The sequence below is a fragment of the Noviluteimonas lactosilytica genome, from assembly GCF_020866925.1.
GTDB lineage: Bacteria > Pseudomonadota > Gammaproteobacteria > Xanthomonadales > Xanthomonadaceae > Noviluteimonas > Noviluteimonas lactosilytica.
This window is the reverse complement of record NZ_JAJGAK010000001.1, coordinates 866,706-893,649: the sequence shown is the minus strand read 5'-3', so window position 1 is coordinate 893,649 and position 26,944 is coordinate 866,706. Positions and strand designations below refer to the sequence as shown.

The window sequence follows — 26,944 nt, the reverse complement described above, 5'->3', positions numbered from 1 at the left end:
TCCGTCTGGGCGGACCGGGAAACCGGCCCGCCTTTGATTTTGAAGGACGCTTTACATCCAAGCTTCAGAAATGCCCGTTAGGGGCCGGCACACCCAGAGGCCGACCCTTCGCTCTTTCCACGAGGAATACCCGTCATGGCGGACCAGAAGATCCGGATTCGGCTGAAGGCTTTCGATCATCGTCTGATCGACCGCTCGGCCAGCGAGATCGTCGAGACGGCCAAGCGGACCGGCGCGCAGGTGCGCGGCCCGATCCCGCTGCCGACCAAGCTCGAGCGTTACACCATTCTCACGTCGCCGCATGCCGACAAGGATGCGCGTGACCAGTACGAAACCCGCACGCACAAGCGCGTGCTCGACATCGTCGACCCGAACGACAAGACCGTGGACGCGCTCATGAAGCTCGAACTCGCGGCTGGCGTCGACGTGCAGATCAAGCTGACCTGAGGCCCGCCACCATGACCGCGAAGAAGCATTCGTTGGGCATCGTCGGCCGCAAGGCCGGCATGAGCCGCGTGTTTACCGAAGATGGCAAGTCCATCCCGGTGACCCTGATCGAAGCCACCCCGAACCGCATCACGCAGATCAAGACGGTCGAGACCGACGGCTACAGCGCCGTCCAGGTCACCGTCGGCGTGAAGCGCGCTGCGCTGATCAACAAGCCGGAAGCAGGCCACCTCGCGAAGGCGAAGGTGGAAGCGGGTCGCGGCTTGTGGGAACTGCGCGTGGCCGACGACAAGATCTCCGACTTCCAGATCGGCGGCGAAATCCGCGCCGACATCTTCGAAGTCGGCCAGGCCGTCGACGTCCAGGGCATCACCAAGGGCAAGGGCTTCCAGGGCACGATCAAGCGCTGGAACTTCACCATGGGCGACGCGACGCACGGTAACTCGTTGTCGCATCGTTCGCCGGGTTCGATCGGCCAGCGCCAGACGCCGGGCCGCGTTTTCCCGGGCAAGAAGATGTCGGGTCACATGGGTGCCGAAACCCAGACGACGCAGAACCTCAAGGTCGTCAAGGTCGACGCCGAACGCGGCCTGATCGCCGTGCGCGGCGCCGTTCCGGGCGCGCCGGGTGGCGACGTGATCGTGCGTCCGACGAGCAAGGGAGTCTGACGATGGAACTGTCCATCAATAACAGCAAGAACACGCTGTCCGTTTCGGACGCAGTGTTCGGCCGCGAATTCTCCGAAGATCTGGTCCACCAGGTCGTCGTCGCCTACCGCAACGCGGGTCGCGCCGGCACCAAGGCGCAGAAGACGCGTTCGGAAGTCAACGGCACCACGAAGAAGTCGAAGAAGCAGAAGGGCGGCGGTGCGCGTCATGGCGCGCTGACGGCTCCGATCTTCGTCGGCGGCGGCGTGACGTTCGCGGCGAAGCCGCGCAGCTTCGCGCAGAAGGTCAACCGCAAGATGTACCGCGCGGCGATCTCCGCGATCCTGTCGGAACTCAATCGCCAGGGCCGCATCATGGTCGTCGAGTCGTTCGACATCGACGGTCCGAAGACGAAGGGCCTGATCGCCAAGCTGCAGGGCCTGGAAGTCGGCAAGCGTCCGCTGATCGTCACCGAGGATGCGTCGGAATCGCTGTACCTGTCCGCGCGCAACCTGCCGTACGTCGAAGTGCGCGACGTGCAGGGCCTCGACCCGGTCGCCCTCGTGGGCGCCGACTCGGTCGTGATCACGGCCGATGCGGTCAAGAAGATCGAGGAGTGGCTCGCATGAGCACGACCAACGTTTATGAAGTGATCCGTGCGCCGCGCGTGTCCGAAAAGACCGCTCGCCTGCAGGAAGTGTCGAATCAGTACGTCTTCGAGATCGCGAAGACTGCCACCAAGGCCGACGTCAAGGCCGCGGTCGAGCAGATCTTCGACGTGAAGGTCGAAGCGGTGAACGTCGTGAACGTGAAGGGCAAGAACAAGTCCTTCAAGTTCCGCACGGGCAAGCGCGGCGACTGGCGCAAGGCGTACGTCAAGCTGGCCGAAGGCCAGTCGATCGACGTGATGATGGCCAAGGCCTGAGGACAGACCCATGGCATTGATGACTTTCAAGCCCACTTCCCCCGGTCGCCGTTCGGCGGTCCGTGTCGTGACGCCGGACCTGCACAAGGGTGCGCCGTTCGCCGCGCTGGTCGAGAAGAAGGCAAAGACGGGCGGCCGTAACCACCACGGTCGCATCACCACCCGCCACATCGGCGGTGGCCACAAGCAGAACTACCGCATCATCGACTTCAAGCGCGACAAGGAAGGCATTCCGGCGCGCGTGGAGCGGATCGAATACGATCCCAACCGCACCGCGCACATCGCGCTGCTGTGCTACGTCGATGGCGAGCGTCGCTACATCATCGCCCCGAAGGGCCTGAAGAGCGGCGACCAGGTGATCGCGGGCCGCGACGCCCCGATCAAGGTCGGCAACACGCTGCCCCTGCGCAACATCCCGGTCGGCTCCACGGTGCATTGCATCGAGATGAAGCCGGGCAAGGGTGCGCAGCTCGCTCGCGCCGCTGGCGCCGGCGTGCAGCTGATCGCGCGCGAATCCGGTTACGCCACGCTGCGTCTTCGCTCCGGCGAAATGCGCAAGGTGCCGGCCGAGTGCCGCGCGACCGTCGGTGAAGTCGGCAACGTCGAACACAACCTCGAGAAGCTGGGCAAGGCGGGCGCGAAGCGCTGGCGCGGCATCAAGCCGACCGTGCGCGGCGCCGCGATGAACCCCGTCGATCACCCGCACGGTGGTGGCGAGGCGAAGGCCGGCCAGGGCAACCCGCATCCGGTCACCCCGTGGGGTGTTCCGACCAAGGGTTACAAGACGCGCAAGAACAAGCGCACCACGCAATTCATCGTGCGCGACCGCAGGGGCTAATCGACCATGGCACGTTCACTGAAGAAGGGTCCGTTCGTCGACCACCACCTGATCAAGAAGGTGGAGACCGCGGGCAACAACAAGAAGCCGATCAAGACCTGGTCGCGTCGTTCGATGGTCATGCCGGAAATGGTCGGCTTCACCATCGCCGTGCACAACGGCAAGAACCACATCCCGGTCCTGGTCAACGAAAACATGGTTGGCCACAAGCTTGGCGAGTTCGCCCTGACCCGTACGTTCAAGGGTCATGGCGGCGACAAGAAGGCCGGGAAGTAAGGAGATGACCATGGAAGCGAAAGCCATCCTGCGCAGCGCGCGCATCTCCGCCCAGAAGGCGCGCCTGGTCGCCGACCAGGTGCGTGGCCTGTCGGCCGAACGCGCCGTCAACCTGCTGAAGTTCTCGGACAAGAAAGCCGCCGCCATGATCCGCAAGGTCGTGGAGTCGGCGATCGCCAACGCCGAGAACAACCAGGGTGCGGACGTCGACGAACTCCGGGTCAAGACCATCATGGTCGACGAAGGTCCCACGCTGAAGCGCTTCATGGCGCGCGCGAAGGGCCGCGGCACCCGGATCCTCAAGCGCACCAGCCACATCACTGTGGTTGTCGGTGCCGGCAAGTAAGGCGGAGATAAGACGATGGGTCATAAAGTTCATCCGACCGGTATCCGCCTGGGCATCGCCAAGGACTGGAATTCCAAGTGGTTTGCCGGCAAGAAGCATTACGCCGACTACCTGGTTGCCGACCTCAAGGTCCGCGACATGCTGCGCAAGAAGCTCGCGCAGGCCGGTATTTCGAAGATCCTGATCGAGCGTCCGGCGCAGAACGCGCGTGTCACGATCCACACCGCCCGTCCGGGCGTGGTGATCGGCAAGCGCGGCGAGGACATCGAGAAGCTGCGTAAGGACGTCAGCGACCTGATGGGCGTCCCGGCGCACATCAACGTCACCGAAGTCCGCAAGCCGGAACTCGATGCGCAGCTGGTCGCCGAGTCGATCGCGCAGCAGCTCGAGCGCCGCATCATGTTCCGCCGCGCGATGAAGCGTGCGGTCGGCAACGCGATGCGCCTCGGTGCGCTGGGCATCAAGGTCAATGTCGCCGGTCGCCTCAACGGCGCCGAAATCGCGCGTTCGGAGTGGTACCGCGAAGGTCGCGTGCCGCTTCACACGCTGCGCGCCGACATCGACTACGGCTTCGCCGAAGCGAAGACGACCTACGGGATCATCGGCATCAAGGTGTGGGTCTACAAGGGTGAAGTGTTCGACTTCAGCCAGGTCGGCCAGGAAAAGCAGGACGACACGCCGCGCGCCGAGCGTGGTGAGCGCGGCGATCGCGCCGACCGTCCGCGTGGTCCGCGCCGTGAGCGCGAGGCGAGGGACTAATCATGTTGCAACCGAAGCGCACCAAATATCGCAAGATGCACAAGGGCCGTAACGACGGCCTGAGCTGGAGTGCAAACGCCGTGTCGTTCGGCGAATACGGTCTGAAGTCGACCGCGTTCGGCCAGCTCACCGCGCGCCAGATCGAAGCGGCCCGCCGCTCGATCAGCCGCTACGTGAAGCGCGGCGGCAAGATGTGGATCCGCGTGTTCCCCGACAAGCCGATCACCAAGAAGCCCATCGAAGTTCGAATGGGTTCGGGTAAGGGCAACGTCGAATACTGGGTCGCGCAGATCCAGCCGGGCCGCATGATCTATGAAATCGAAGGCGTCAGCGAAGAAGTCGCACGCGAGGCGTTCCGCCTGGCCGCGGCGAAGCTGTCGGTGACCACCACTTTCGTGACCCGGACGGTGCGCTGATGGAACTCAAGGAACTGCGTCAGAAGAACGCCGCGGAACTGAAGGCCCACCTCGTGGACCTGCAGAAGGAGCAGTTCGCGCTCCGCATGCAGAAGGCCACGGGCCAGCTGCCGCCGGCCAAGACCCATGAAGCCCGCCGTGTTCGCCGCGAAATCGCGCGCGTGAACATGCTGCTCGGCGACGTGGCCAAGAAGTAAGGGACTCGACGATGAACGAGAACACCAAGAAGCTGCACACGGTCGAAGGCCGCGTCGTCAGCAACAAGATGGACAAGACCATCACCGTGCTCGTCGAGCGCCAGGTCAAGCACGCGCTGTACGGTAAGTACATCCGCCGCTCGACCAAGCTGCACGCGCATGACGCCGACAACGCTTGCAAGGAAGGCGATGTCGTGCGCATCGCCGAATGCGCGCCGATGTCGAAGACCAAGAACTGGCGTGTCGTCGAAATTCTGACGCGCGCGGCCGAGTAAGGAGGAGAGACAGCCATGATCCAGATGCAGAGCTATCTCGATGCCGCCGACAACTCGGGCGCCAAGGAACTGATGTGCATCAAGGTGCTCGGTGGTTCGAAGCGCCGCTATGCCCACATCGGCGACATCATCAAGGTGACCGTCAAGGACGCGATCCCGCGCGGCAAGGTCAAGAAGGGCGACGTCTACGACGCCGTCGTGGTCCGTACCCGCAAGGGTGTGCGCCGCGCCGACGGTTCGCTGATCCGCTTCGACGGCAACGCCGCGGTGCTGCTCAACAACAAGCACGAGCCGATCGGTACGCGCATCTTCGGGCCCGTGACCCGCGAGCTGCGTTCCGAGAAGTTCATGAAGATCGTCTCGCTCGCGCCTGAAGTGCTCTGAGCGGAGGAAGCCAAATGAACCGTATCCGCAAGGGCGACCAGGTGGTCGTCATCTCCGGCAAGGACAAGGGCAAGCGTGGTGACGTGGTGCGCGTGGCCGGCGACAAGGTCGTCGTGTCCAACGTCAACGTCATCAAGCGCCACACCAAGCCGAACCCGCAAGCCGGCCAGGCCGGCGGCGTGATCGAGCGCGAAGCGCCGATCCACATCTCGAACGTGATGCTCTTCAACCCGGCGACGGGCAAGGGCGAGCGCATCGGATTCAAGGTCCTGGAGGATGGACGCAAATTGCGTGTGTTCCGCTCCAGTGGTGAAGCAATCGACGGCTGATAAGCCGTCCGAGGAAATGTCATGACCCGGCTTGAAAAGATTTACAAGGAAGAAGTGGTGCCGAAGCTGATGAAGCAGTTCGGCTACACCAATCCGATGCAAGTGCCGAAGCTCGTCAAGGTCACGCTCAACATGGGCGTGGGCGAAGCGGCGGCGAACAAGAAGATCCTCGAGAACGCGGTGGCCGACATGGCCAAGATCTCCGGCCAGAAGCCGTTGGTCACCAAGTCGCGCATCTCGGTGGCTTCGTTCAAGATCCGCGACGGTTGGCCGATCGGCTGCAAGGTGACCTTGCGCCGCGCCCGCATGTTCGAGTTCCTGGATCGCCTGATCAACATCTCGCTGCCGCGCGTCCGCGACTTCCGCGGCGTGTCGGGTCGTTCGTTCGACGGCCGCGGCAACTACAACATGGGCATCAAGGAACAGATCATCTTCCCGGAGATCGATTTCGACCAGGTTGACGCCATGCGCGGCATGGACATCGCGATCACCACCACGGCGAAGACCGACGCGGAGGCCAAGGCCCTGCTCGAAGCCTTCCGCTTCCCGTTCCGCAACTAAGGCACTGACACCATGGCCAAGACCTCGATGGTCAACCGCGAAGTCAAGCGCGCCAAGCTGGCGAAGCAGCATGGTGCCAAGCGCGATGCGCTGAAGAAGATCATCTCCAGCACCACCGCGTCGTACGAAGAAAAGATGGAAGCCGTGGTCAAGCTGCAGAAGCTTCCGCGCGACTCGTCGGAATGCCGCCAGCGCAATCGTTGCGCGCTGACCGGTCGTCCGCGTGGCGTGTACGCGAAGTTCGGCCTGGCCCGTAACGCACTGCGCAAGGCCACGATGAACGGCGACGTTCCGGGCCTCCGCAAGGCCTCGTGGTAATCAAACAGACATTCGCATTCCGCGGATATCGGTACTCAAAGGTAATTCTCAATGAGCATGACTGATCCCATCGCCGACATGCTGGTTCGCATCAAGAATGCGGCCGCCGTTGGCAAGCCGACGGTGAAGATGCCGTCGTCGAAGATCAAGGTCGCGATCGCCAAGGTCCTCAAGGACGAAGGCTACATCGCCGACTCGCGCGTGACCCAGGACGGCGCCAAGGCCGAACTCGAGATCGTGCTGAAGTATTTCGAAGGCCGCCCGGTCATCGAGCGCCTGCAGCGCTTCTCGCGCTCGGGCCTGCGCCAGTACCGCGGCAAGGATGCGATCCCCAAGGTCCTCGGTGGCCTCGGCGTCGCGATCATCTCCACCTCGAAGGGCATCATGACCGATGCGCAGGCGCGCCAGCAGGGCGTCGGCGGTGAAGTCCTGTGCTTCGTGGCCTAAGGGAGTAGCGAACAATGTCCCGCGTCGCCAAGAAGCCGATCGCCCTGGGTAAGGGCATCGAAATGAACATCCAGGCCGAGAACGTGACCGTCAAGGGCCCGAAGGGCTCGCTGTCGATCGCCAAGCCGGCCGGCGTCGAAGTGAAGCTCGAAGACGGCAATGCGCTGCTTTCGGCCAACGATCCGGCGCTCGTGCCGCTCGCCGGCACGCTGCGCGCCATCCTCGCCAACATGGTCAAGGGCGTTTCCGATGGCTTCGAGCGCAAGCTCGAGCTCGTCGGCGTCGGTTACCGCGCCGCCATGCAGGGCAAGGACCTGAACCTGTCGCTGGGTTTCTCGCACCCGGTGCTGTTCAAGACCCCGGAAGGCATCACCATCGCCACGCCGACGCAGACGGAAATCGTCGTGTCGGGCGCCGACAAGCAGCGCGTCGGCGAAGTTGCTGCCAAGATCCGCGGCTTCCGTCCGCCGGAGCCCTACAAGGGCAAGGGCGTCAAGTACGCCGGCGAGAACATCATCCGCAAGGAAGCCAAGAAGGCCTAATCGGCTTTCAGCTTTCGGAGACCCAGAACATGAACAAGAAACCCGCTCGCCTGCGCCGCGCCAAGTCGACCCGTGCGCACATCCGCGAACTCGGCGTGCCGCGCCTGTCGGTGCTGCGCACCGGCCAGCACCTGTACGCGCAGGTCTTCACTGCCGACGGCTCGAAGGTCCTGGCTTCGGCCTCGACCGTGCAGTCCGACGTCAAGGATGGCCTGAAGAACGGCAAGAACGCCGACGCCGCCGCCAAGGTCGGCCGCGCGATCGCCGAGAAGGCCAAGGCCGCCGGCGTCGAGAAGGTCGCGTTCGACCGCTCGGGCTACCGCTTCCACGGCCGCATCAAGGCGCTCGCCGATGCCGCCCGCGAAGGTGGCCTGCAGTTCTGATCGCTTGAAGGCATGGGGCGCAGGCCCCATGCCGTGTCGACCCGCCTGCATGGGAGATGCAGGACGCGCCGCGGAGTTCTCCGCGTCGCGCAACACCCGAAGCACCCAACAACCATAAGCGGCACGAGCCGTACATCCTTTTCAAACACGAGATACGACACATGGCAGAACAACGTGAACCGCGGGGCCGCGACCGTAATCGCGACCGCGAAGAAGTCGATGACGGCATGATCGAGAAGCTGATCGCGGTCAACCGCGTCAGCAAGACGGTCAAGGGCGGTCGCCAGTTCACCTTCACCGCGCTGACGGTGGTGGGCGACGGCAACGGCAAGGTCGGTTTCGGCTACGGCAAGGCACGCGAAGTGCCGGTCGCGATCCAGAAGTCGATGGAATACGCCCGCAAGAGCTTCATCAGCGTGGACCTCAACAACGGCACGCTGTGGCACGCCGTGAAGTCGGGCCACGGCGCCGCGCGCGTCTTCATGCAGCCGGCTTCGGAAGGTACCGGCGTGATCGCCGGCGGCGCGATGCGCGCCGTGCTCGAAGCGGTCGGCGTCAAGAACGTGCTGGCGAAGGCGGTTGGTTCGCGCAATCCGATCAACCTGGTGCGCGCCACGCTGCGCGGCCTGAGCGAAACGCATTCGCCGACCAGGATCGCGGCCAAGCGCGGCAAGAAGGTGGAGGAACTCAACCATGGCTAAGTCCCCCGCCAACAACGGCGGCACCGTCAAGGTGCGCCTGGTCAAGGGCCTGCGCGGAACCCAGGCGCGTCATCGCCTGTCGGTGAAGGCGCTCGGCCTCAACAAGCTCAATGACGTGCGCGAGCTGAAGGACAGCCCGCAGGTGCGTGGCCTGATCACGCAGCTGCATTACCTCGTTCGCGTGGAGGACTGATACATGCGCCTGAATTCCCTCAAGCCCGCCGACGGCGCCCGCAAGGATCGCGTCCGCGTTGGTCGCGGCATCGGCTCCGGCCTCGGCAAGACCGCGGGTCGCGGCCACAAGGGCTCGTTCGCCCGTAGCGGCAAGGGCAAGATCAAGGCCGGCTTCGAAGGCGGCCAGATGCCCATGCAGCGTCGCCTGCCGAAGATCGGTTTCCGTTCGCAGATGTTCAAGGACACGGCCGAAGTGCTGCTGTACCAGCTGGACAAGCTGGACGCCGGCACGATCGACATCGCCGCGCTGCGCGCCGCGAAGCTCATCCCGCAGACCGCCCGCAAGGTGAAGGTCGTGAAGAAGGGCGACGTGACGAAGAAGTTCGTGCTCCAGGGCCTGATGGCCACGGCTGGCGCGAAGGCCGCGATCGAAGCGGCCGGCGGCCAGGTCGGGGAGTAAGCGACGCATGGCGCGAGGCGCAGCGGCTAACCTCGGCGGCGGGCTCGGCAAATTCACCGAGCTCCGCCAGCGACTGCTGTTCGTTCTCGGCGCGTTGATCGTCTACCGCATCGGGTGTTTCATCCCGGTGCCGGGCGTCAACCCCGAAGCGATGCTGCAACTCATGGAGGCGCAGCAGGGCACGATCGTGGACATGTTCAACATGTTCTCGGGCGGTGCGCTGTCGCGCTTCAGCCTGTTCGCACTCAACGTCGTTCCCTACATCTCGGCATCGATCGTCGTCCAGCTGATGACGCAGATCCTGCCCAGCTGGAAGGCGATGTCGAAGGAAGGCGAATCCGGCCGTCGCAAGATCACGCAGTACTCGCGCATGGGCGCGGTGGGCCTGGCGATTTTCCAGGCCGCCGGCATCGCCATCGCGTTGCAGAGCCAGAGCGCGTCGAACGGGATCCAGGTCGTCTACAACCCGGGCCCGGGCTTCATCCTGACTGCGGTGGTCGCACTGACCGCGGGCACGATGTTCCTGATGTGGCTCGGTGAGCAGGTGACCGAGCGCGGCATCGGCAACGGTGTGTCGCTGATCATCTTCGCCGGCATCGTGGCCGGCCTGCCGGGCGCGGTGCTCACCACGTTCGAACAGGCGCGCAACGGCGACATGAGCGCCCTGCAGGTGATGGCGATCGCGATCATCGTGCTGGCCTTCACGTACCTCGTCGTGTTCGTCGAGCGCGGACAGCGCCGGGTCACGGTCAACTACGCGCGCCGCCAGGGCGGTCGCAACGCGTACATGAACCAGACCTCGTTCCTGCCGCTCAAGTTGAACATGGCCGGCGTGATCCCGCCGATCTTCGCTTCGAGCCTGATCATGTTCCCGGCCACCGCGTCGACCTGGTTCGGCCAGGCGGGGCAGGCCAACTGGTTGCAGCGCGCCGCGCAGGCGCTCTCGCCGGGCGAGCCGCTGCACATGATCCTGTTCGCTGCGCTGATCATCGGCTTCGCGTTCTTCTACACGGCGCTGGTGTTCAACTCGCAGGAAACCGCCGACAACCTCAAGAAGTCGGGCGCGCTGATTCCGGGCATCCGTCCGGGCAAGGCGACCGCGGACTACATCGACGGCGTGCTGACGCGTTTGACCGCGGCCGGTGCGTTGTACCTGGTGCTGGTCTGCCTGCTGCCTGAGATCATGCGCACGAAGATCGGTGCATCGTTCTACTTCGGCGGCACCTCGCTGCTGATCGTCGTGGTGGTGGTGATGGACTTCATGGCGCAGATCCAGGCGCACCTGACCTCGCACCAGTACGAAAGCCTGTTGAAGAAGGCGAACCTGAAGGGTTCGCGCGCCGGCCTCACCGGCCGTTGATGGAATACCGCGGGGCCGGCCTTGGCCGGTTCCCGCATCCGGCCCGGGTTTCGCCCGGGCCGACCAGGGCGACTCGCGCGGCGGTCTCGTGCGCGGGTGGGTCCGGACCAGACCGCGCGCCGGAGTAGCGCGCGGGGCCGGGGCAGGGCGGGTTTCGCCGTGCTGGTCTGGCAGTCCGGAATCCGTCGCCGGAGCATGGGCACACTCCCCATGCCGGAGTTCAGGACCATTTTGGTCCGGGGCTTCCAAGTTCCACGAGACCTCGCTAAAATTTCGTGTTCCCTTGCCGGATCGAACACATCCGGCCGCCATCAAGTTTTGGAGATCGCGTCATGGCGCGTATTGCGGGCGTCAACCTGCCTGCCCAGAAGCATGTCTGGGTCGGGCTGCAAAGCATCTACGGCATCGGCCGTACCCGTTCGAAGAAGGTCTGCGAAGCCGCCGGCGTCGCGTCCAACACCAAGATCCGTGACCTGTCCGAGCCGGACGTCGAGCGCCTGCGCGCCGAAGTCGGCAAGTACGTGGTCGAAGGTGACCTCCGCCGCGAAATCGGCATGGCCATCAAGCGCCTCATGGATCTGGCCTGCTATCGCGGCCTGCGTCACCGCCGCGGTCTCCCGCTGCGCGGCCAGCGCACCCGGACCAATGCCCGTACCCGCAAGGGTCCGCGCAAGGCCATCAAGAAGTAAGGAACCCACACCATGGCCAAGCCGGCAGCTGCCGCAAAAACGAAGAAGAAGATCAAGCGAGTCGTCACCGACGGCGTCGCCCACGTCCACGCTTCGTTCAACAACACCATCGTCACGATCACCGACCGCCAGGGCAACGCGCTGTCGTGGGCGACTTCGGGCGGCGCGGGTTTCCGCGGCTCGCGCAAGTCGACTCCGTTCGCCGCCCAGGTCGCCGCCGAAAAGGCCGGCCGTGCTGCGCTCGACTACGGCGTCAAGTCGCTGGAAGTCCGCATCAAGGGCCCGGGTCCGGGTCGTGAGTCCGCCGTGCGTTCGCTCAACAACGTCGGCTACAAGATCACCAACATCATCGACGTGACGCCTATCCCGCACAACGGGTGCCGTCCGCCGAAGAAGCGCCGCGTCTGAGGAGCTGACGAACCATGGCTCGTTATATTGGTCCCACCTGTAAGCTCGCTCGTCGCGAAGGCGCTGATCTCGGCCTGAAGTCGCCCGCGCGCGCCCTCGATTCCAAGTGCAAGCTGGAGCAGAAGCCCGGCCAGCACGGCGCCACTGCCCGCAAGGGCAAGCTGTCCGACTATGCGACCCAGCTGCGCGAAAAGCAGAAGGTCAAGCGCATCTACGGTCTGCTCGAGCGTCAGTTCCGCAACTACTACAAGAAGGCGTCCACCAAGAAGGGCAACACGGGTGAAAACCTGCTGCAGCTCCTCGAGACGCGCCTGGACAACGTCGTCTACCGCATGGGCTTCGCCGTGACCCGCCCGGCCGCGCGCCAGCTGGTCTCGCACCGCGGCGTCACGGTCAACGGCAAGCCGGTGAACCTGCCCTCGTACGCCGTCAAGGCGGGCGATGCGATCGCGCTCTCCGAGCGCGCGCAGAAGCAGCTCCGCGTGCAGGAATCGGTCACCGTTGCGCAGCAGATGGATCTGTCGCCGGCGTGGGTCGAAGTCGACGCGAAGAAGTTTGCCGGCGTGTTCAAGGCCGTGCCGGACCGCGCTGAACTGCCGTCCGACATCAATGAAGCGCTGATCGTCGAGTTGTATTCGAAGTAACGGTTCGCGAGAGCTGCACCAGGCGTGCGATCAGACGTGGTCGCACGCTTACCTATTGGAGACGTTACAACATGACGGTTACCGCAAACCAAGTCTTGCGCCCCCGCGGTCCGCAGATCGAGCGCATCGCCGAGAACCGCGCCAAGGTCGTCATCGAACCGCTGGAACGCGGTTACGGCCACACGCTCGGCAACGCGCTGCGCCGCGTGCTGCTGTCTTCGATCCCCGGCTTCGCTATCACGGAAGTCGAGATCGACGGCGTGCTGCATGAGTACACCACGGTCGAAGGCCTCCAGGAAGACGTGCTCGAGGTGTTGCTCAACCTCAAGGACATCGCGATCCGCATGCACACCGGTGATTCGGCCACGCTGAGCCTCGCGAAGCAGGGCCCGGGCGTTGTCACCGCCGGCGACATCCGCACCGACCACAACGTCGAGATCCTCAATCCGGCGCACGTGATCGCGCATCTCACCAAGGACACGGCGCTCAACATGCGCCTGAAGATCGAGCGTGGTTTCGGCTACCAGCCGGCCGCCGCGCGTCGTCGTCCGGATGAAGAGACCCGCGCGATCGGTCGCCTGATGCTGGACGCTTCGTTCTCGCCGGTTCGCCGCGTCGCCTACGCCGTGGAAGCGGCGCGTGTCGAACAGCGCACCGACCTGGACAAGCTGGTCCTCGACATCGAGACCAACGGCACGATCGACGCCGAGGAAGCCGTGCGCACCGCCGCCGACATCCTCAGCGACCAGCTGTCGGTGTTCGGCGACTTCACCCATCGCGACCGCGGTGCGGCGAAGCCGCAGGCGAGCGGCGTGGATCCGGTGCTGCTGCGCCCGATCGACGACCTCGAGCTGACGGTGCGTTCGGCCAACTGCCTCAAGGCCGAGAGCATCTACTACATCGGCGACCTGATCCAGAAGACGGAAGTCGAACTGCTCAAGACGCCGAACCTCGGCAAGAAGTCGCTCACCGAGATCAAGGAAGTCCTCGCGCAGCGCGGTCTTTCGCTCGGCATGAAGCTCGAAAACTGGCCGCCCGCGGGCATCGCCTCGCACGGCATGATGGGCTAAGCAACACAAACGCTCGCGCGGGAAACCGCGCGAGCGTTTCGTTTCAAACCGACGCGGCCCAAGCCGCGCGGCGTGCCGCCCACGGAGGGTCGGCCAGGGCCAGCGCAGTCCAAGCGTCAACGCCAGGATGGCGACAGCGAAATCCAACGAATCAAAATTCTTTAAGGAAACCAACCCATGCGCCACAAGAAAGCCGGACGCAAGTTCAGCCGCACCAGCGCCCATCGCGACGCGATGTTCGCCAACATGGCGGCCTCGCTGTTCAAGCATGAGCTGATCCGCACCACGCTCCCGAAGGCGAAGGAACTTCGCCGCGTCGCCGAGCCGCTGATCACGCTCTCCAAGATCGACGGCGTTGCCAATCGCCGCCTTGCCTTCTCGCGCCTGCGCGACAAGGAAGCGGTCGGCAACCTGTTCACCATCCTCGGCCCGCGCTACGCCACCCGTCCGGGCGGTTACCTGCGCATCCTCAAGTGCGGCTTCCGCGCCGGCGACAACGCGCCGATGGCGTACGTCGAACTGGTCGATCGCCCGGAAGCGGCGACCGAGTAATCGGACGCGCTCGACGTGATACGAAGACCCCGGCCTCGCGCCGGGGTTTTCTTTTTTGTTCGGTCGGCGACGTTGGCCACTTCCCAATCGACGCGCGCTTATGCACGCTTGGGCGCATGAACGACAAAGCCTCCGCCTCCGCATTCCGCCTCCGCTTCCTCCTCGGCTTCGTCGCGTGCGCGGCGTTGATCGGGTTCGCGCTCTACTCGCAGAAGGCGTGGGGACTCAACCCGTGTCCGCTCTGCATCTTCCAGCGCATCGCGTTCGGCGTGCTCGGCATCGTGTTCCTGCTCGGTGGGTTGTTCGCGCCGCGCGGCATCACCGGGCGTCGCGTGTGGGGCGTGCTCGCGCTGATTCCCGCGCTCGCCGGTGTCGGCATCGCCGGGCGCCACGTGTACCTGACGCACCTTCCGCCGGACCAGGTGCCGTCCTGCGGCCCGCCGCTCGATTTCATGATGGAAGCGAGTCCGCTCGCCGATGTCGTGAAGCAGGTGCTCACCGGTTCGGGTGAGTGCGCGAAGGTGGACTGGGCCTTCCTCGGCCTGTCGATGCCTGCGTGGGCCTTGCTGTGGTTCGTGTTGCTCACCGCATGGATCGGACTGGCCGCATTCCGCCGCCGCTGAACGGCACGCGCGCCGGTTGCGGGCGCGCGCATCGCGGACCATGATGCGACGACGCACCGCAACATCGGCGTCTCCCCCATGCTCCCCCAAGATCGTTCTTCGCAAGACCGCAGCCCGCTCCAGCCCGTGAACCTGCCCGAAGGCTGGGCGCCCGACAGCTGGCGTTCGCGTCCCGCGACGCAGATGCCCGCATATCCCGATGCCGACGCATTGCAGGACGCGTTGCGCGAACTGCGCGCGCTTCCGCCGCTCGTGACGTCGTGGGAAATCATCGCGCTCAAGCAACACCTCGCCGAAGCGCAGGAAGGCAGGCGCTTCCTCCTGCAGGGCGGCGATTGCGCGGAGAGTTTCGCCGAGTGCAGCTCCGACGTGATCTCCAATCGCCTGAAGGTGCTGCTGCAGATGAGCCTCGTGCTCGTGCACGGACTGCGCCTGCCTGTGGTACGCGTCGGTCGTTTCGCGGGGCAATACGCGAAACCGCGTTCGGCCGATGATGAAACGCGCGACGGCGTGACGCTTCCGAGCTACCGCGGCGACATCGTCAACGCCCCGGGCTTCACCGCGCAGGAGCGCGTTCCCGATCCGCGCCGCATGATCAAGGCGCACGCGCGTTCGGCGATGACGATGAACTTCGTGCGCGCGCTGATCGACGGCGGCTTCGCCGACCTGCACCACCCCGAATACTGGGACCTGCGCTGGGTCCGTCATTCGCCGCTCGCCGACGAGTACCACCGCATGGTCGCGAGCATCGGCGACGCGGTGCGCTTCATGGAGACGCTCTCCGGATCGCAGGTGCACAACCTCAACCGCGTCGACTTCTACACCGCGCACGAAGCGTTGTTGTTGCCGTACGAAGAAGCACAGACGCGCCAGGTGCCGCGCCAGTGGGGCTGGTTCAACCTCAGCACGCATTTCCCGTGGATCGGCATGCGCACCGCGGCGCTCGACGGCGCCCACGTCGAATATTTCCGCGGCATCCGCAATCCGATCGCGGTGAAGGTCGGTCCGGGCGCGACGCCCGATGCGGTGCTGCGCCTGATCGACGCGCTCAACCCCGACGACGAACCCGGCCGCCTCACGCTCGTCCACCGCATGGGCGCCGCGCAGATCGGCAGCAAGCTGCCTGCGTTGCTCGACGCAGTGCGTCGCGACGGCCGCCGCGTGCTGTGGGTGTGCGATCCCATGCACGGCAACACCGAGAGCACCGCGAACGGTTACAAGACGCGCCGCTTCGGCAACATCCGCAGCGAACTCGAACAAGCGTTCGACCTGCACGCAGTGGCCGGCACGCGCCTGGGCGGCGTGCACCTGGAACTCACCGGCGAAGACGTCACCGAATGCCTCGGCGGCGCGCGCGAACTCACCGAGCACGATCTCGAGCGCGCGTATCGTTCGACCGTCGATCCGCGCCTGAACTACGAACAGGCGCTGGAAATCGCGATGTCGATCGTGCGCAAGCATGCGCAACTCGTCGCGCCGGTGCAGGCGTGAGGCGCGCGCTCGTTGCAGCGCTCGCGGTCGCAACCGCCGCGAGCGCTTTCGCGCAGAACCCCGTCATCGAAACCCAGGACAGCGGTGTCGCTGTCCGATTGCGCGGCATCTCCGCCGTCGACGCGAACACCGCGTGGGCGAGCGGTCGCGAAGGCACCGTGCTGCGCACCGTCGACGGCGGCAAGACCTGGTCGAACGTGTCGGTGCCCGATGCGAAGGACCTCGACTTCCGCGACATCGAAGGCTTCGACGCGAACACCGCCGTCGCATTGAGCATCGGCCCCGGCGAAGCCTCGCGCGTGTATCGCACGCAGGACGGCGGCAAGTCGTGGAAGCTCGCGCTGAAGAACGACGACAAGCGCGCATTCTTCGACTGCATGGTGTTCGAAGGCGACAACGGGTGGATGCTCGGCGATCCCGTCGAGGGCCGTTACCAGGTCCGAACGACGACCGACGGCGGCCGCACCTGGTCGCTGCAGCCCGATGGCCCGGAAGCGTTGAAGGACGAAGCTGCATTCGCCGCGAGCGGCACGTGCATCGCGCGCGCGAACCAGCGCACGATCATCGTCGGCGGTGGCGCGGCATCGCGTGCGCAGGTGAGCGACGGCAACACCTGGCGCGCCTACGACGCCCCCATGCTGCATCGCATCCCCGCGGCCGGCATCTTCTCCGCCGCGCGCCTGGGCAACGGCGTGCTGCTCGTCGGCGGCGACTTCGAAAAGGAAACCGAAGGCAGCGCTGCCATCGCGTCGTTCGACGCGGATGGCGGACACGCGATCGCACCGTTGCCCGCGCCGCCCGGCTATCGCTCGGGCGCGACGTGTTTCTCGCGTTCGCTGTGCATCGCCGTCGGCCCGACCGGCATGGATGCGTTCGATGCGCCAGCCAACAAGTGGCTGGCGCTCTCGCCGATCGGCTACGACGCGATCGATCGCGCCGGCATGACGGCGTGGGCGAGCGGCGACAAGGGCCGCATCGCCCGGGTCGTCTTCAACGACGGTTCGTCGAAGCAGCCGCAGGCGTCGTCGTCGAAGTAACCGCAGGCCTCGTCGTTGCCGACGAAGCAGGCGCCGACGTCGACGCAGCAGCGGGTTCGGCCGACGTCCACACCGGCATCGCGTTCGCCTTCGACGATGGCAACGCCGTCGTCTTCAGCGCGACGGTCGGCAGGAATTCCGGCTTGCGTCGCGCCTTGCTGCGTTGCTCGTAGGCGTAACCGACGGACAACAACTTCGCTTCGCTCCATGCCGGCCCGACGAACACGACGCCGATCGGCAAGCCATGGCTGTCGCCCATCGGCACGGTGAGGCTGGGATAGCCCGCCACCGCAGCCACGCCGTAGCCGGCGCCGACGAAGTGATCGCCGAGCACGGGGTCGGTGAGCCACGCGGGCGACATCGCGGGTGCGATCAGCACGTCGACGTTCGCGTTCTTCAGCGCCACATCGATGCCTTCCGGACCGGCGAGGCGCTTCGCCTTCGCGCGTGCCTCCAGGTACGCCGTCTCGCCGAGCGGGCCCTTCGCGTTCGCCTTCTCGAAGATCTCCTGCGCGAAGTAGGGCATCTCCTTCGCCACGTTCGCGTTGTTGAAGGCCATCAGGTCGGCGAGCGTCTTGTGCTGCGCGTCGTGCGTTTGCAGGTAGTGCTCGAGGCCCGCCTTGAACTCGTACAGCAAGACTTCGAACTCGGGCTCGTCCCACTGGCCCTTCGTGGGCACTTCGGCATCGACGACGACCGCACCGGCCGACTGCAGCGTCGCGACGACGCGCTCCATCCCGGCGTCGACATCCGGATGCCAGCCCATCTCCTTGCGCAGGATGCCGACACGCAGGCCCTGCAGCGCATTCGCATCGAGGCGCTTCTCGTAGTCGAACACCGCCTTGCCGACACTGCCGTCGGTGGCGACGTCGCCATCGTCGCGGCCGACCATCGCCGACAACATCGCGGCCGCATCGGAGACGGTGCGCGTCATCGGTCCCGCGGTGTCCTGGCTGCTCGAGATCGGAATGATGCCGTCACGGCTGACCAGCCCCACCGTCGGCTTCAGGCCGACGAGCCCCGCGACCGACGCGGGGCAGATGATGCTGCCGTCGGTTTCGGTGCCAACGCCGACGACCGCGAGATTCGCCGCGATCGCGGTGCCCGTGCCTGCGCTCGAGCCGCAGGGATTGCGATCGAGGGCGTAGGGGTTCTTCGTCTGCCCGCCGCGTCCGCTCCAGCCGGAGACCGAGCGCGTCGAACGGAAGTTCGCCCATTCGGTGAGGTTGGTCTTGCCGAGGATCACCGCGCCGGCCGCGCGCAGGCGCTGCACGAGGAACGCATCGCGCGACGGCTTGTTGTTCGCAAGCGCGAGCGAGCCGGCGGAATTCACCATCGGCACCGCGTCGATGTTGTCCTTCAGCAACACGGGGATGCCATGCATCGGCCCGCGCACCTTGCCGCTCTTGCGTTCGGCGTCGAGCGCGGCGGCTTCATCGAGCGCGTTCGGGTTGAGTTCGATCACCGAGTTGAGCGTCGGCCCCGCCTTGTCGATCGCCGCGATGCGATCGAGGTAGGCCTGGGTCAGGTCGCGGCTCGTGGTCGCGCCGCTGGCCATGCGCGATTGCAAGTCGGCGATCGTCGCTTCGTCGAATGCGAACGCGGGCGCCTTCGCGGTGGGCGCCTCCGTCGGGCGATGCGTGGTCGAAGGCGCAGCCGCATCGCGCGGCTGGCAACCCGTGGCCGCCACGAGGGCGAGGGCGAGCAAGGCAAGGCGCATGTCGATGTCCCCTGGGCGGCGAAGGCCGCGATCGCGGAGCATCGCGCGGCGGCGATGCCGGGGCAACTGCCGGCGGGCGTCAGAGGCGCCGCTTGAACAGGTCGCGGGCCAGAACCCAGACGACGAGCACATTGATCGCCAGCACCGAGAACGACACCCAGCCCGGGTGCTTCACGATTGCGTAGAGATCGAAGGGCAGGTAGATCGATGCGGCGATGCAGCCCAGCCACGACGCCCACGCCTTGTCGCGCCACAGGCCCCAGGCTTCGATCAGGTGGATGACGCCGTACACACCGACGGCTGCGGCCGCGAGATGCACCGCGTCGGGGTTGATCGCATTCGCGAAACGCGCCACCGCGCCGTGCTGCGGATCGAGGTGGAAGTCGCGGATGAGCGCTTCGGCCCAGCGCTTGATCGGCACCGGGCCGATCAGTTCCAGGCCGCTCGCGGCGGTGAGCGCGAGCAGGCCCTTGATCGCTTCGATGATCGCGATCAGTCGCAGGCCCGGGTGGGCCTGCGGATCCTGGACGTAAGGTTCGTCCTGGGTCACGCCGCGCGCGAAGCGCGCTTGCGGTCGGTCTCGCTGCGGAATTTCTTGCGCAGGCGAATGGCCTTCGGCGTGATCTCGACGAGTTCGTCGTCGTCGATGAATTCCAGCGCCTGTTCGAGCGAGAACTTGATCGCCGGGATCAGGCCTTCGTCGTCGTCCTTGCCGGATGCGCGGAAGTTGGTGAGCTGCTTGCCGCGCAGGGCATTGACCGTGAGGTCGTTGTCCTTCGAGTGGATGCCGACGATCTGGCCTTCGTAGATCTCTTCGCCCGGCTCGATGAACAAGCGGCCACGTTCCTGCATCGCCATCTGCGCGTACGCGGGCGACGGGCCCTGGCCGTTGGAGATCAGCACGCCGTTCTGGCGCTGGCCGATCTGGCCTTCCGCCTTCGCGCCGTAATGGTCGAAGACGTGGAAGAGCATGCCCGTGCCGGCGGTGAGCGTGCGGAACTCGGTCTGGAAGCCGATCAGGCCACGCGCCGGGATCATGTAGTCCAGGCGCACGCGACCCTTGCCGTCGGGTTCCATGTTCTGCAGCAGGCCCTTGCGCTCGCCGAGGCGACCCATCACGCCGCCCTGGAACTGTTCTTCCATGTCGACGACGAGCGATTCGAACGGCTCGGACATCACGCCGTCGATGTCCTTGATGATCACTTCCGGACGCGACACCGCGAGCTCGTAGCCTTCGCGGCGCATGTTCTCGATGAGGATCGACAGGTGCAGTTCGCCGCGGCCGCTGACCTTGAACTTGTCGGCGTCGCCCGTGTCTTCGACCTTCAGCGCGACGTTGTGCTGCGTCTCGCGCGTGAGGCGATCGCGCAGCTGGCGCGAGGTGAGGAACTTGCCGCCGCTGCGATCCTTGACGCCGGCGAACGGCGAGTCGTTGACCTGGAAGGTCATGGAGATGGTCGGTTCGTCGACGGTGAGGACCGGCAGCTGTTCGACGGCCGACGGATCGCAGATCGTGTCGCTGATGCCGAGGCCTTCGATGCCCGAGATCGCGATGATGTCGCCGGCCTGCGCTTCGTTCACTTCCACGCGCTCCAGGCCCATGAAGCCGAGCACCTGCTGCGCCTTGCCGTTGCGCGTCTTGCCGTCGCGGTCGATGACCGTGACTTGCTGGTTCTGCTTGATCTTGCCGCGCTGGATGCGGCCCACGCCGATGATGCCGACGTAGTTGTTGTAGTCCAGCGAGGTGATGCGCATCTGGAAGGGGCCTTCCGGATCGACCGGCGGCGCCGGCACGTGATCGCAGATCGCTTCGAACAGCGCCGTCATGTCGCCGTCGCGCACGCTTTCGTCCATGCCGGCGTAGCCCTGCAGGCCCGAGGCGTAGACGGTGGTGAAGTCGAGCTGGTCGTCGGTCGCGCCGAGGCGATCGAACAGGTCGAACGTCTGGTCGAGCACCCACGATGCACGCGCGCCCGGGCGGTCGACCTTGTTGACGACGACGATCGGCTTGAAGCCCATCGCGAACGCCTTCTGCGTCACGAAGCGCGTCTGCGGCATCGGGCCGTCCATCGCGTCGACGAGGATGAGCACCGAGTCGACCATCGACAGCACGCGCTCGACTTCGCCGCCGAAGTCGGCGTGTCCGGGCGTGTCGACGATGTTGATGCGCCACTCTTCGCCCGTCTTCGGGTTGGTCCAGCGGATCGCGGTGTTCTTCGAAAGGATCGTGATGCCGCGTTCCTTTTCGAGGTCGTTGCTGTCCATCACGCGGTCGGGGACCACGGCGCGTTCGTTGAGCGTGCCGGACTGCTTGAGCAGCTGGTCGACGAGAGTGGTCTTGCCATGGTCGACGTGGGCGACGATGGCGATATTGCGGAGGCGTTCGACGGACATGATGAATGCGCGCCGGGGGCGGCGCGAGGGCGCGTTGGAGAGCCGGCGAGTATACCTGTCGGCGGGGCCGGAACGCTGACTGGAGTATGCTCGAGGGCTTTCCCGCAGGAGCGTCCCCCATGTCCCTGGTTGCCGTTTTCGATACGTCCCGTGGTCCCATCCGCGTCGAACTGGCGCCCGACAAGGCTCCCCTGACCGTCGCGAACTTCGTGAACCTCGCCAAGCGCGGCTTCTACGACGGCCTGAGCTTCCACCGCGTCATCGCCGATTTCATGGTCCAGGGCGGCTGCCCCGAGGGAAGCGGCCGTGGCGGCCCGGGCTACCGGTTCGAGGACGAGACCAGCAACGGCCTGCGCCACGACCGCGGCGTGCTGTCGATGGCCAATGCCGGTCCGAACACCAACGGCAGCCAGTTCTTCATCACCCACGTGCCGACCCCGTGGCTCGACGGCAAGCACACCGTGTTCGGCAAGGTCGTCGAAGGCATCGAAGTCGTCGACGCGGTGAAGCAGGGCGACACGATCAACAGCATCAAGATCGAAGGCGATGCCGACGCCGTGCTGGCCGCGAAGGCCGATCGCGTCGCGGAGTGGAACAAGATCCTGGCGGCCTGACGCCTGCCTCGAAGCTGATCCGACGCCAACCCTCCCCTGCATGCGGGGGAGGGAACGTCAGCCTTGCCAGCGGATCGTGTCGAGCATCCTCGATACCGCCGCCTGGTCCCGCGGGAAGTAGAACTCGCGCGGCGCGATGAAGATCGCGAGCGCGAGGCCCTTCTCGTGCTCGAACATCGCGACCATCCCCTGGTATTGCAATCCCTCGGCCGTCTGCATGGCGAGGTCGAAGCGCAGGCCCGCGCGATCGCCGAACGTCGCCGGCCGGAGGTTGTCCGGCGACACGCCGACGAAACCGGCGTTGAGCAACCCATCCGACACCAGGTCGCGCAGTTCGTCCTCGCGCATGCCGCGGTGGTAGTACGGCGCATCCGGGCGACGCTTGCTCTCGCGCTGGCCGAGGAAGATGTAATCGCCTTCCTTCACGGTGTGGATGAGGTAGAGCAGGTTGAGCAGCTCGCCATCCATCGTCCACAGCTGGTAGCGCGAGGTCGAAGCGCGCGTCCATTCCATCTCGCTGTTCAACACCAGCTTGCCCGCGCGCATTTCGCCGGGCACCACGTGGCGGGTCGTGCCGCCGCCGGAGGCGCAGGACGCGAGCAGCATCGCGATCGCGCAGGCGGTCAACGCGGCGCGCCAGTCGAACCTGCGCCCTTGCATCCGTGCCATCAGTTCGTGCCTCCGAGCTTGTCGAGTGCGCGTTGCACGAACGCGCGATCGTCGGCCTGCGGTGAAGACTGCAGATATTTGTCGAGCGCGACGCGTGCTTCGTTGTTCCGGCCTGCGGCCGCGAGCGCGTAGCCGTGTTCGCGCCACGCGGCGATCGGCGTGCCGGGCATCGTCACCGCGCGTGCGTAGAGTTCGGCGGCCTTTGCGTCGTCGCCCGGGCCGTCGTGTTTGCGATGCGCTTCGCCGAGATAGAACGTGAGCACGCCGCGATCTTCCGGCGGTGCGTCGTCGAGCAGTTCCTGGATGACCAGCATCGAACTTGCGTAACGCCGCTGTGCGATTTCGGCCGTGAGCCAATTCTCGAGGAACGGACGCGTCGCCGCGCGGTATTGCGCGACGTTGCGCGTGGTCGGCGGATTCGGGATCGCATCCGCCGCGGCAGTGACATCGTTCAGGCGTTCCTGCGTCGCCGGGTGGGTGGCGAACACCGTGCTGCGACTGACGTACTTGAGCGTGTTTTCTTCGCGCAACATGCGGCCCCACAGGTCGGCGCCCGCGCGCGGATCCCAGCCCTGCGCGACGACGGCGTCGAAGCCGAGCTTGTCCGCTTCGCGTTCCATGTCGCGGCTGAACTTGAAGACCGTCGCGTAGACGCCGAGCGAGCCGAACATCGCGGTGTTCGGGAAACCCGCGCCGTAGGCGAGCACCTGGAACGCGCTCAGGAACGCGCTGGTGTCCTTCATGCGCCGCCATTGCCGCAGCGTGTGCTGCGCGCGGAAGTGGCCGGCTTCGTGGCCGAGCACGAACGCGAGTTCGGCTTCGTCGCGCATGCGCAGCAACGCGCCCGTCCACACGATCATCGTGCCGTTCGGCGCCATGCTCGCGTTGAACGCGGGCACGTTCATGAGGTAGACGCGCAGGTCGTTGCAGTAGCCGGCCGATGCGCGGCACGCGACGTCTTTCACGTACGCATTCAATGCGGGATCGCGCACGCGCATCGGCGAGCGCGCGAGGTCTTCTTCGGCGCGCTCCATCGCGTACCACAGTTCGTCTTCGTCGCTGCCCGCGACCGGGCGCGTGCCCGGATCGTTCTGGCGCATCGGCGCCTGCGATGCGCAGCCGGCGACCATCGCCATGGCGGCCGCGACGACGATGCGTGCGACCGCGCGCCTCATCGCTGGATCCCCTTGAGCAGGTCGCCCGCGGTTTCCTGCGCACCCTGCGGATCGCGCAGGTCGCCGGTCTGGTCGAGCAGAAGGTTGTGCCACACCACCTGGCCGGTGCGCAGGTCGACCAGCGAGGCCAGCCCCATCTGCACGCCGCCGCCGATGTCGCCCCCGAGCAGGAGGAAGCCGATCACCCGCATCGCCGCGCGCCCGCCGCTGGTGTAGCTGTCGCGCACGTAGGTGAAGAGCGCATAGTCCGCGCCGGTCGCCTCGTGCAGGGCCTGCACGCCGGGTCCGAGGGTCCAGTCGAAGCGGCCGTGCTTGTTGCGCAATGCGCCCTCGCGCCCGTAATTCAGGATGCTGATCGAAACGGCCTGGTTGAGCAGGTAGAGCTGGCGGAGCTTGTCCTCCGGTCCGACGTCCTTCGGCAGGAAGAAGTCGGGCTTGAGGGTGAAGCCCGCGGTCTCGAGCTTCTGGCGCGCGGCTTCCGGAAAATTGCGTCGCGCCGACTCGGTCCAGGCCTTGCGCGGTTCGTTCATGCCGCCGGCGCCGACGGCGTACAGCTCGATGTCCGGTTCGACCAGCACCACCGAGCCGCGGACCACCACCGGCTTGCCCGTCGCATCCTCGCCATGCCGCACCTGCGTCGACATGCAGCCGGGCAGGGTGGCGACGGCCAGCAACAGGAGGAGGAAAACGTGGGGAAACCCGCGCAGGGCAGGCCGATCGGCCGGGGTCGGCGACGTCCGCTGTGTTAGCATTTCGGGCTTCCCTCCGGCTGTTCCCGCAGCCGTGATTCCCAACGATCCGACGAGGTGTTTCGCGATGCCTGCACTCGCCCGGCGCATTGGTCGCGCCAAGCCTAGCGCAATCATGGTGGTGGCCGAAAAGGCCAAGCGTTTGAAGTCCGAAGGTCGCGACATCATCAGCTTTTCGATCGGCGTGCCGAATTTCCTCCCGGGTGACCACGTGTATGCGGCCGCTCGTGAAGCGCTGGCGAAAGACAGCGGGCAGTACGGCAGCAACCGCGGCAGCGATGCGCTCCTCGACGCCTTTCTCGCTCACATCGCGCAGATCGGCCTGAACGGATACGAACGCGCGAACGTCGCCACCGGCGTCGGCGCCAAGCACGTGATCTTCAACCTCGTCGAGGCCCTCCTCAACGAAGGCGACACCATCTGCTTCGCCGCCCCCTACTGGACCAGCTACTTCGACATCGCGGAGATCGTGAACGCGAAGATCGAACTGCTTCCGTGCCCGGCGTCGCAGGACTACAAGATGACCCCGGCCCAGCTCGACGCCGCGCTGGCGAAGAAGCCGAAGGTCTTCCTGTTCAACAACCCGTCCAACCCGACGGGCATGGTCTACACGAAGGAAGAAATCACCGCGCTCGCCGATGTCATCGTGAAGTATCCGGACACCTGGATCGTCATGGACGACATCTACAACCGCATGGTGTTCGACGGCGTGGGCTACCACAACTTCGTGCACGTGCGCCCCGAGCTGCGCGACCGCGCGATCTTCATCGACTCGCTGTCGAAGACCTACGGCATGCCGGGCTGGCGCGTCGGCTTCATGGCCGGCCCCGAGTCCGTCGCGAAGGCCGTGGCGACGATGAACTCCAACCACATCACCAACATCCCCGAAGTCGTGACCGCCGCGGCGATCGCCGCGCTCTCCGGCCCGCAGGACATCCCGGCCCAGAAGAACGCCGAGTTCGCGGCCAAGCGCGACCAGGTGCTGGCGATGCTCGACTCGATCCCCGGCGTCGTGTGCCCGCGTCCGAAGGGCGCGTTCTACGTCTTCCCGGACATCAGCGTGGCGTTCGGCAAGACGCATGCGCCGACCGGTTTGAAGATCGGCAACGACGTCGACTTCTGCAATGCGCTGCTCGAAGCCAAGGGCGTGGCCTGCGTGCCGGGCTCGGCGTTCGGCGAACCGCGCGCGCTGCGCATCAGCTACACCTGTCCGACGCCGCAGCTCGCGCCGGGCCTGGAACGTTTCCGCGAATTCTTCGCGGAACTGCAGTAACCCCACGACCACGTATTCCGGAGCCACCGCACCATGAAGAAGCCCGTCCGTGTTGCCGTCACCGGCGCCGCCGGCCAGATCGGCTACGCCCTGCTGTTCCGCATCGCTTCGGGCGAGATGCTCGGCAAGGACCAGCCGGTCATCCTGCAGATGCTGGAGCTGCCGCTCGACAAGGCGCAGGCCGCGCTGAAGGGCGTGATGATGGAACTCGAGGACTGCGCGTTCCCGCTGCTCGCCGGCATGGTCGGCACCGATGATCCGCGCGTCGCGTTCAAGGACGCCGACATCGCGCTGCTGGTCGGCGCGCGTCCGCGCGGCCCGGGCATGGAGCGCAAGGACCTGCTGCTCGAGAACGCGAAGATCTTCACCGAACAGGGCAAGGCGCTGAACGACGTCGCCTCGCGCAACGTCAAGGTGCTGGTCGTCGGCAATCCGGCGAACACGAACGCCTACATCGCGATGAAGTCGGCCCCGAGCCTGCCGGCGAAGAACTTCACCGCCATGCTGCGCCTGGACCACAACCGCGCGCTGTCGCAGCTCGCGACCAAGGCCGGCGTGCAGGTCGCGGACATCGACAAGCTGATCGTGTGGGGCAACCACTCGCCGACGATGTATCCGGACTACCGCTTCGCGACCGCCGGCGGTTCGTCGTTGCAGGACAAGATCAGCGACGCCGATTGGAACGCGAACGACTTCATCCCGAAGGTCGGCAAGCGCGGTGCGGCGATCATCGAAGCGCGCGGCCTCTCGTCGGCGGCATCCGCTGCGAACGCGGCGATCGACCACGTGCGCGACTGGGTGCTCGGCAGCAACGGCAAGTGGGTCACGATGGGCATCCCGTCGGACGGCAGCTACGGCATTCCGAAGGACGTGCTGTACGGCTTCCCGGTGACCACCGAGAACGGCGAATACACGATGATCCGCGACCTGCCGATCGACGACTTCAGCCGCGAGCGCATGGACAAGACGCTGGCCGAGCTCGAGGAAGAGCGCGCCGGCGTGGCGCACCTGCTGTGATCCAACCGAGGCGACCGAAGGGTCGCCTCGTCAC

39 protein-coding genes are annotated in these 26,944 nt (G+C 65.8%); 33 read left to right on the top strand and 6 right to left on the bottom strand.

Annotation, left to right across the window (positions count from 1 at the left end):
- Positions 1-135 precede the first annotated feature (135 nt).
- The 30 genes from rpsJ to LK996_RS04315 all read left to right on the top strand — a co-directional run bounded on the left by rpsJ (position 136) and on the right by LK996_RS04315 (position 17,299).
- Positions 136-447 (top strand): 30S ribosomal protein S10, encoded by a 312-nt coding sequence (gene rpsJ / locus LK996_RS04460; protein ID WP_036167766.1) that lies wholly within the window; start codon positions 136-138, stop codon positions 445-447.
- A gap of 11 nt (positions 448-458) precedes the next feature.
- The gene (gene rplC, locus LK996_RS04455; protein WP_230525941.1) at positions 459-1,115 is read left to right on the top strand and encodes a 50S ribosomal protein L3; all 657 of its coding nucleotides are present in this window, start codon (positions 459-461) and stop codon (positions 1,113-1,115) included.
- Between the two features lie 2 nt (positions 1,116-1,117).
- Positions 1,118-1,723: a 50S ribosomal protein L4 gene (gene rplD / locus LK996_RS04450; protein WP_230525940.1), complete on the top strand. Its 606-nt coding sequence runs from the start codon at positions 1,118-1,120 to the stop codon at positions 1,721-1,723.
- Positions 1,720-2,019 carry a 50S ribosomal protein L23 gene (rplW, locus tag LK996_RS04445; protein WP_230525939.1) on the top strand — a complete coding sequence of 100 codons (300 nt, stop codon included), beginning with the start codon at positions 1,720-1,722 and terminating at the stop codon, positions 2,017-2,019. The genes rplD and rplW overlap by 4 nt, the downstream gene beginning before the upstream one ends.
- Positions 2,020-2,029: 10 nt before the next feature.
- Entirely contained in the window at positions 2,030-2,857 is an 828-nt protein-coding gene (gene rplB, locus LK996_RS04440; RefSeq protein WP_230525938.1) for a 50S ribosomal protein L2, read from the top strand.
- A 6-nt stretch (positions 2,858-2,863) separates the two neighbouring features.
- Positions 2,864-3,133 (top strand): 30S ribosomal protein S19, encoded by a 270-nt coding sequence (gene rpsS / locus LK996_RS04435; RefSeq protein WP_230525937.1) that lies wholly within the window; start codon positions 2,864-2,866, stop codon positions 3,131-3,133.
- A gap of 10 nt (positions 3,134-3,143) precedes the next feature.
- Complete coding sequence (gene rplV, locus LK996_RS04430; RefSeq protein WP_230525936.1) at positions 3,144-3,479, top strand: 50S ribosomal protein L22; 336 nt, start codon at positions 3,144-3,146, stop codon at positions 3,477-3,479.
- A gap of 15 nt (positions 3,480-3,494) precedes the next feature.
- Positions 3,495-4,238 (top strand): 30S ribosomal protein S3, encoded by a 744-nt coding sequence (gene rpsC / locus LK996_RS04425; protein WP_230525935.1) that lies wholly within the window; start codon positions 3,495-3,497, stop codon positions 4,236-4,238.
- A gap of 2 nt (positions 4,239-4,240) precedes the next feature.
- Positions 4,241-4,654 carry a 50S ribosomal protein L16 gene (rplP, locus tag LK996_RS04420; protein ID WP_230525934.1) on the top strand — a complete coding sequence of 138 codons (414 nt, stop codon included), beginning with the start codon at positions 4,241-4,243 and terminating at the stop codon, positions 4,652-4,654.
- Complete coding sequence (gene rpmC / locus LK996_RS04415) at positions 4,654-4,851, top strand: 50S ribosomal protein L29 (RefSeq protein WP_230525933.1); 198 nt, start codon at positions 4,654-4,656, stop codon at positions 4,849-4,851. The genes rplP and rpmC overlap by 1 nt, the downstream gene beginning before the upstream one ends.
- An 11-nt stretch (positions 4,852-4,862) precedes the next feature.
- A complete protein-coding gene (gene rpsQ, locus LK996_RS04410) occupies positions 4,863-5,126 on the top strand; it encodes a 30S ribosomal protein S17 (protein WP_230525932.1) in 264 nt (87 codons plus the stop codon).
- Positions 5,127-5,141: 15 nt separating this feature from the next.
- On the top strand, positions 5,142-5,510 hold the full coding sequence (gene rplN / locus LK996_RS04405; RefSeq protein ID WP_036167737.1) for a 50S ribosomal protein L14: 369 nt from the start codon (positions 5,142-5,144) through the stop codon (positions 5,508-5,510).
- A 14-nt stretch (positions 5,511-5,524) separates the two neighbouring features.
- Positions 5,525-5,839 carry a 50S ribosomal protein L24 gene (gene rplX, locus LK996_RS04400; RefSeq protein WP_230525931.1) on the top strand — a complete coding sequence of 105 codons (315 nt, stop codon included), beginning with the start codon at positions 5,525-5,527 and terminating at the stop codon, positions 5,837-5,839.
- A gap of 21 nt (positions 5,840-5,860) precedes the next feature.
- Positions 5,861-6,400 carry a 50S ribosomal protein L5 gene (gene rplE, locus LK996_RS04395; RefSeq protein WP_230525930.1) on the top strand — a complete coding sequence of 180 codons (540 nt, stop codon included), beginning with the start codon at positions 5,861-5,863 and terminating at the stop codon, positions 6,398-6,400.
- A gap of 12 nt (positions 6,401-6,412) precedes the next feature.
- Positions 6,413-6,718, top strand: a complete 306-nt coding sequence (rpsN, locus tag LK996_RS04390; RefSeq protein WP_230525929.1) for a 30S ribosomal protein S14 — start codon at positions 6,413-6,415, stop codon at positions 6,716-6,718.
- A 51-nt stretch (positions 6,719-6,769) separates the two neighbouring features.
- Positions 6,770-7,165: a 30S ribosomal protein S8 gene (rpsH, locus tag LK996_RS04385; RefSeq protein ID WP_230525928.1), complete on the top strand. Its 396-nt coding sequence runs from the start codon at positions 6,770-6,772 to the stop codon at positions 7,163-7,165.
- Between the two features lie 14 nt (positions 7,166-7,179).
- Positions 7,180-7,707, top strand: coding sequence for a 50S ribosomal protein L6 (gene rplF / locus LK996_RS04380; protein ID WP_230525927.1), 528 nt, complete (start codon positions 7,180-7,182; stop codon positions 7,705-7,707).
- Between the two features lie 29 nt (positions 7,708-7,736).
- Complete coding sequence (gene rplR, locus LK996_RS04375) at positions 7,737-8,090, top strand: 50S ribosomal protein L18 (protein WP_230525926.1); 354 nt, start codon at positions 7,737-7,739, stop codon at positions 8,088-8,090.
- Between the two features lie 161 nt (positions 8,091-8,251).
- Complete coding sequence (gene rpsE / locus LK996_RS04370; RefSeq protein ID WP_230525925.1) at positions 8,252-8,791, top strand: 30S ribosomal protein S5; 540 nt, start codon at positions 8,252-8,254, stop codon at positions 8,789-8,791.
- Positions 8,784-8,984 carry a 50S ribosomal protein L30 gene (gene rpmD / locus LK996_RS04365; protein WP_230525924.1) on the top strand — a complete coding sequence of 67 codons (201 nt, stop codon included), beginning with the start codon at positions 8,784-8,786 and terminating at the stop codon, positions 8,982-8,984. Before rpsE ends, rpmD begins: the two co-directional genes overlap by 8 nt.
- 3 nt (positions 8,985-8,987) lie before the next feature.
- Positions 8,988-9,425, top strand: a complete 438-nt coding sequence (gene rplO / locus LK996_RS04360; RefSeq protein WP_230525923.1) for a 50S ribosomal protein L15 — start codon at positions 8,988-8,990, stop codon at positions 9,423-9,425.
- Positions 9,426-9,432: 7 nt separating this feature from the next.
- Positions 9,433-10,785, top strand: a complete 1,353-nt coding sequence (gene secY / locus LK996_RS04355) for a preprotein translocase subunit SecY (protein ID WP_230525922.1) — start codon at positions 9,433-9,435, stop codon at positions 10,783-10,785.
- 332 nt (positions 10,786-11,117) lie between these two features.
- The gene (gene rpsM, locus LK996_RS04350; RefSeq protein ID WP_230525921.1) at positions 11,118-11,474 is read left to right on the top strand and encodes a 30S ribosomal protein S13; all 357 of its coding nucleotides are present in this window, start codon (positions 11,118-11,120) and stop codon (positions 11,472-11,474) included.
- 12 nt (positions 11,475-11,486) lie between these two features.
- Positions 11,487-11,882 carry a 30S ribosomal protein S11 gene (gene rpsK, locus LK996_RS04345; RefSeq protein ID WP_036167714.1) on the top strand — a complete coding sequence of 132 codons (396 nt, stop codon included), beginning with the start codon at positions 11,487-11,489 and terminating at the stop codon, positions 11,880-11,882.
- Positions 11,883-11,896: 14 nt separating this feature from the next.
- Positions 11,897-12,526, top strand: a complete 630-nt coding sequence (gene rpsD / locus LK996_RS04340) for a 30S ribosomal protein S4 (protein WP_230525920.1) — start codon at positions 11,897-11,899, stop codon at positions 12,524-12,526.
- A gap of 71 nt (positions 12,527-12,597) precedes the next feature.
- The gene (locus LK996_RS04335) at positions 12,598-13,596 is read left to right on the top strand and encodes a DNA-directed RNA polymerase subunit alpha (RefSeq protein WP_230525919.1); all 999 of its coding nucleotides are present in this window, start codon (positions 12,598-12,600) and stop codon (positions 13,594-13,596) included.
- A gap of 177 nt (positions 13,597-13,773) precedes the next feature.
- Positions 13,774-14,148: a 50S ribosomal protein L17 gene (gene rplQ / locus LK996_RS04330; protein ID WP_230525918.1), complete on the top strand. Its 375-nt coding sequence runs from the start codon at positions 13,774-13,776 to the stop codon at positions 14,146-14,148.
- Between the two features lie 116 nt (positions 14,149-14,264).
- A complete protein-coding gene (locus LK996_RS04325) occupies positions 14,265-14,771 on the top strand; it encodes a disulfide bond formation protein B (protein ID WP_230525917.1) in 507 nt (168 codons plus the stop codon).
- Between the two features lie 183 nt (positions 14,772-14,954).
- Positions 14,955-16,262 carry a class II 3-deoxy-7-phosphoheptulonate synthase gene (locus LK996_RS04320; protein ID WP_230526830.1) on the top strand — a complete coding sequence of 436 codons (1,308 nt, stop codon included), beginning with the start codon at positions 14,955-14,957 and terminating at the stop codon, positions 16,260-16,262.
- A complete protein-coding gene (locus LK996_RS04315; protein ID WP_230525916.1) occupies positions 16,259-17,299 on the top strand; it encodes a WD40/YVTN/BNR-like repeat-containing protein in 1,041 nt (346 codons plus the stop codon). Before LK996_RS04320 ends, LK996_RS04315 begins: the two co-directional genes overlap by 4 nt.
- Here the strand turns inward: LK996_RS04315 and LK996_RS04310 are convergent.
- The 3 genes from LK996_RS04310 to typA all read right to left on the bottom strand — a co-directional run bounded on the left by LK996_RS04310 (position 17,253) and on the right by typA (position 21,413).
- On the bottom strand, positions 17,253-19,019 hold the full coding sequence (locus tag LK996_RS04310) for an amidase (RefSeq protein WP_230525915.1): 1,767 nt from the start codon (positions 19,017-19,019) through the stop codon (positions 17,253-17,255). The two genes, LK996_RS04315 and LK996_RS04310, sit on opposite strands and share 47 nt — an antisense overlap.
- Before the next feature lie 79 nt (positions 19,020-19,098).
- Positions 19,099-19,569: a DUF2127 domain-containing protein gene (locus tag LK996_RS04305; protein WP_230525914.1), complete on the bottom strand. Its 471-nt coding sequence runs from the start codon at positions 19,567-19,569 to the stop codon at positions 19,099-19,101.
- Positions 19,566-21,413: a translational GTPase TypA gene (typA, locus tag LK996_RS04300; protein ID WP_230525913.1), complete on the bottom strand. Its 1,848-nt coding sequence runs from the start codon at positions 21,411-21,413 to the stop codon at positions 19,566-19,568. The genes LK996_RS04305 and typA overlap by 4 nt, the downstream gene beginning before the upstream one ends.
- Positions 21,414-21,532: 119 nt before the next feature.
- Here typA and LK996_RS04295 point away from each other — a divergent pair, with 119 nt between their 5' ends.
- Positions 21,533-22,027, top strand: coding sequence for a peptidylprolyl isomerase (locus LK996_RS04295; RefSeq protein WP_230525912.1), 495 nt, complete (start codon positions 21,533-21,535; stop codon positions 22,025-22,027).
- A 57-nt stretch (positions 22,028-22,084) separates the two neighbouring features.
- Here the strand turns inward: LK996_RS04295 and LK996_RS04290 are convergent, their stop codons facing one another.
- The 3 genes from LK996_RS04290 to LK996_RS04280 are packed head-to-tail and all read right to left on the bottom strand — an operon-like array spanning position 22,085 to position 24,623.
- Positions 22,085-22,696, bottom strand: coding sequence for a hypothetical protein (locus LK996_RS04290; RefSeq protein ID WP_230525911.1), 612 nt, complete (start codon positions 22,694-22,696; stop codon positions 22,085-22,087).
- The gene (locus LK996_RS04285) at positions 22,696-23,871 is read right to left on the bottom strand and encodes a M48 family metallopeptidase (protein WP_230525910.1); all 1,176 of its coding nucleotides are present in this window, start codon (positions 23,869-23,871) and stop codon (positions 22,696-22,698) included. Before LK996_RS04285 ends, LK996_RS04290 begins: the two co-directional genes overlap by 1 nt.
- Entirely contained in the window at positions 23,868-24,623 is a 756-nt protein-coding gene (locus LK996_RS04280) for a hypothetical protein (protein ID WP_230525909.1), read from the bottom strand. Before LK996_RS04280 ends, LK996_RS04285 begins: the two co-directional genes overlap by 4 nt.
- Positions 24,624-24,735: 112 nt before the next feature.
- Here LK996_RS04280 and LK996_RS04275 point away from each other — a divergent pair, with 112 nt between their 5' ends.
- Together LK996_RS04275 and LK996_RS04270 are read left to right on the top strand one after the other, a co-directional pair.
- Positions 24,736-25,893, top strand: coding sequence for an aminotransferase class I/II-fold pyridoxal phosphate-dependent enzyme (locus LK996_RS04275; RefSeq protein ID WP_230525908.1), 1,158 nt, complete (start codon positions 24,736-24,738; stop codon positions 25,891-25,893).
- Positions 25,894-25,926: 33 nt separating this feature from the next.
- The gene (locus LK996_RS04270) at positions 25,927-26,910 is read left to right on the top strand and encodes a malate dehydrogenase (protein WP_230525907.1); all 984 of its coding nucleotides are present in this window, start codon (positions 25,927-25,929) and stop codon (positions 26,908-26,910) included.
- Positions 26,911-26,944: the final 34 nt, after the last annotated feature.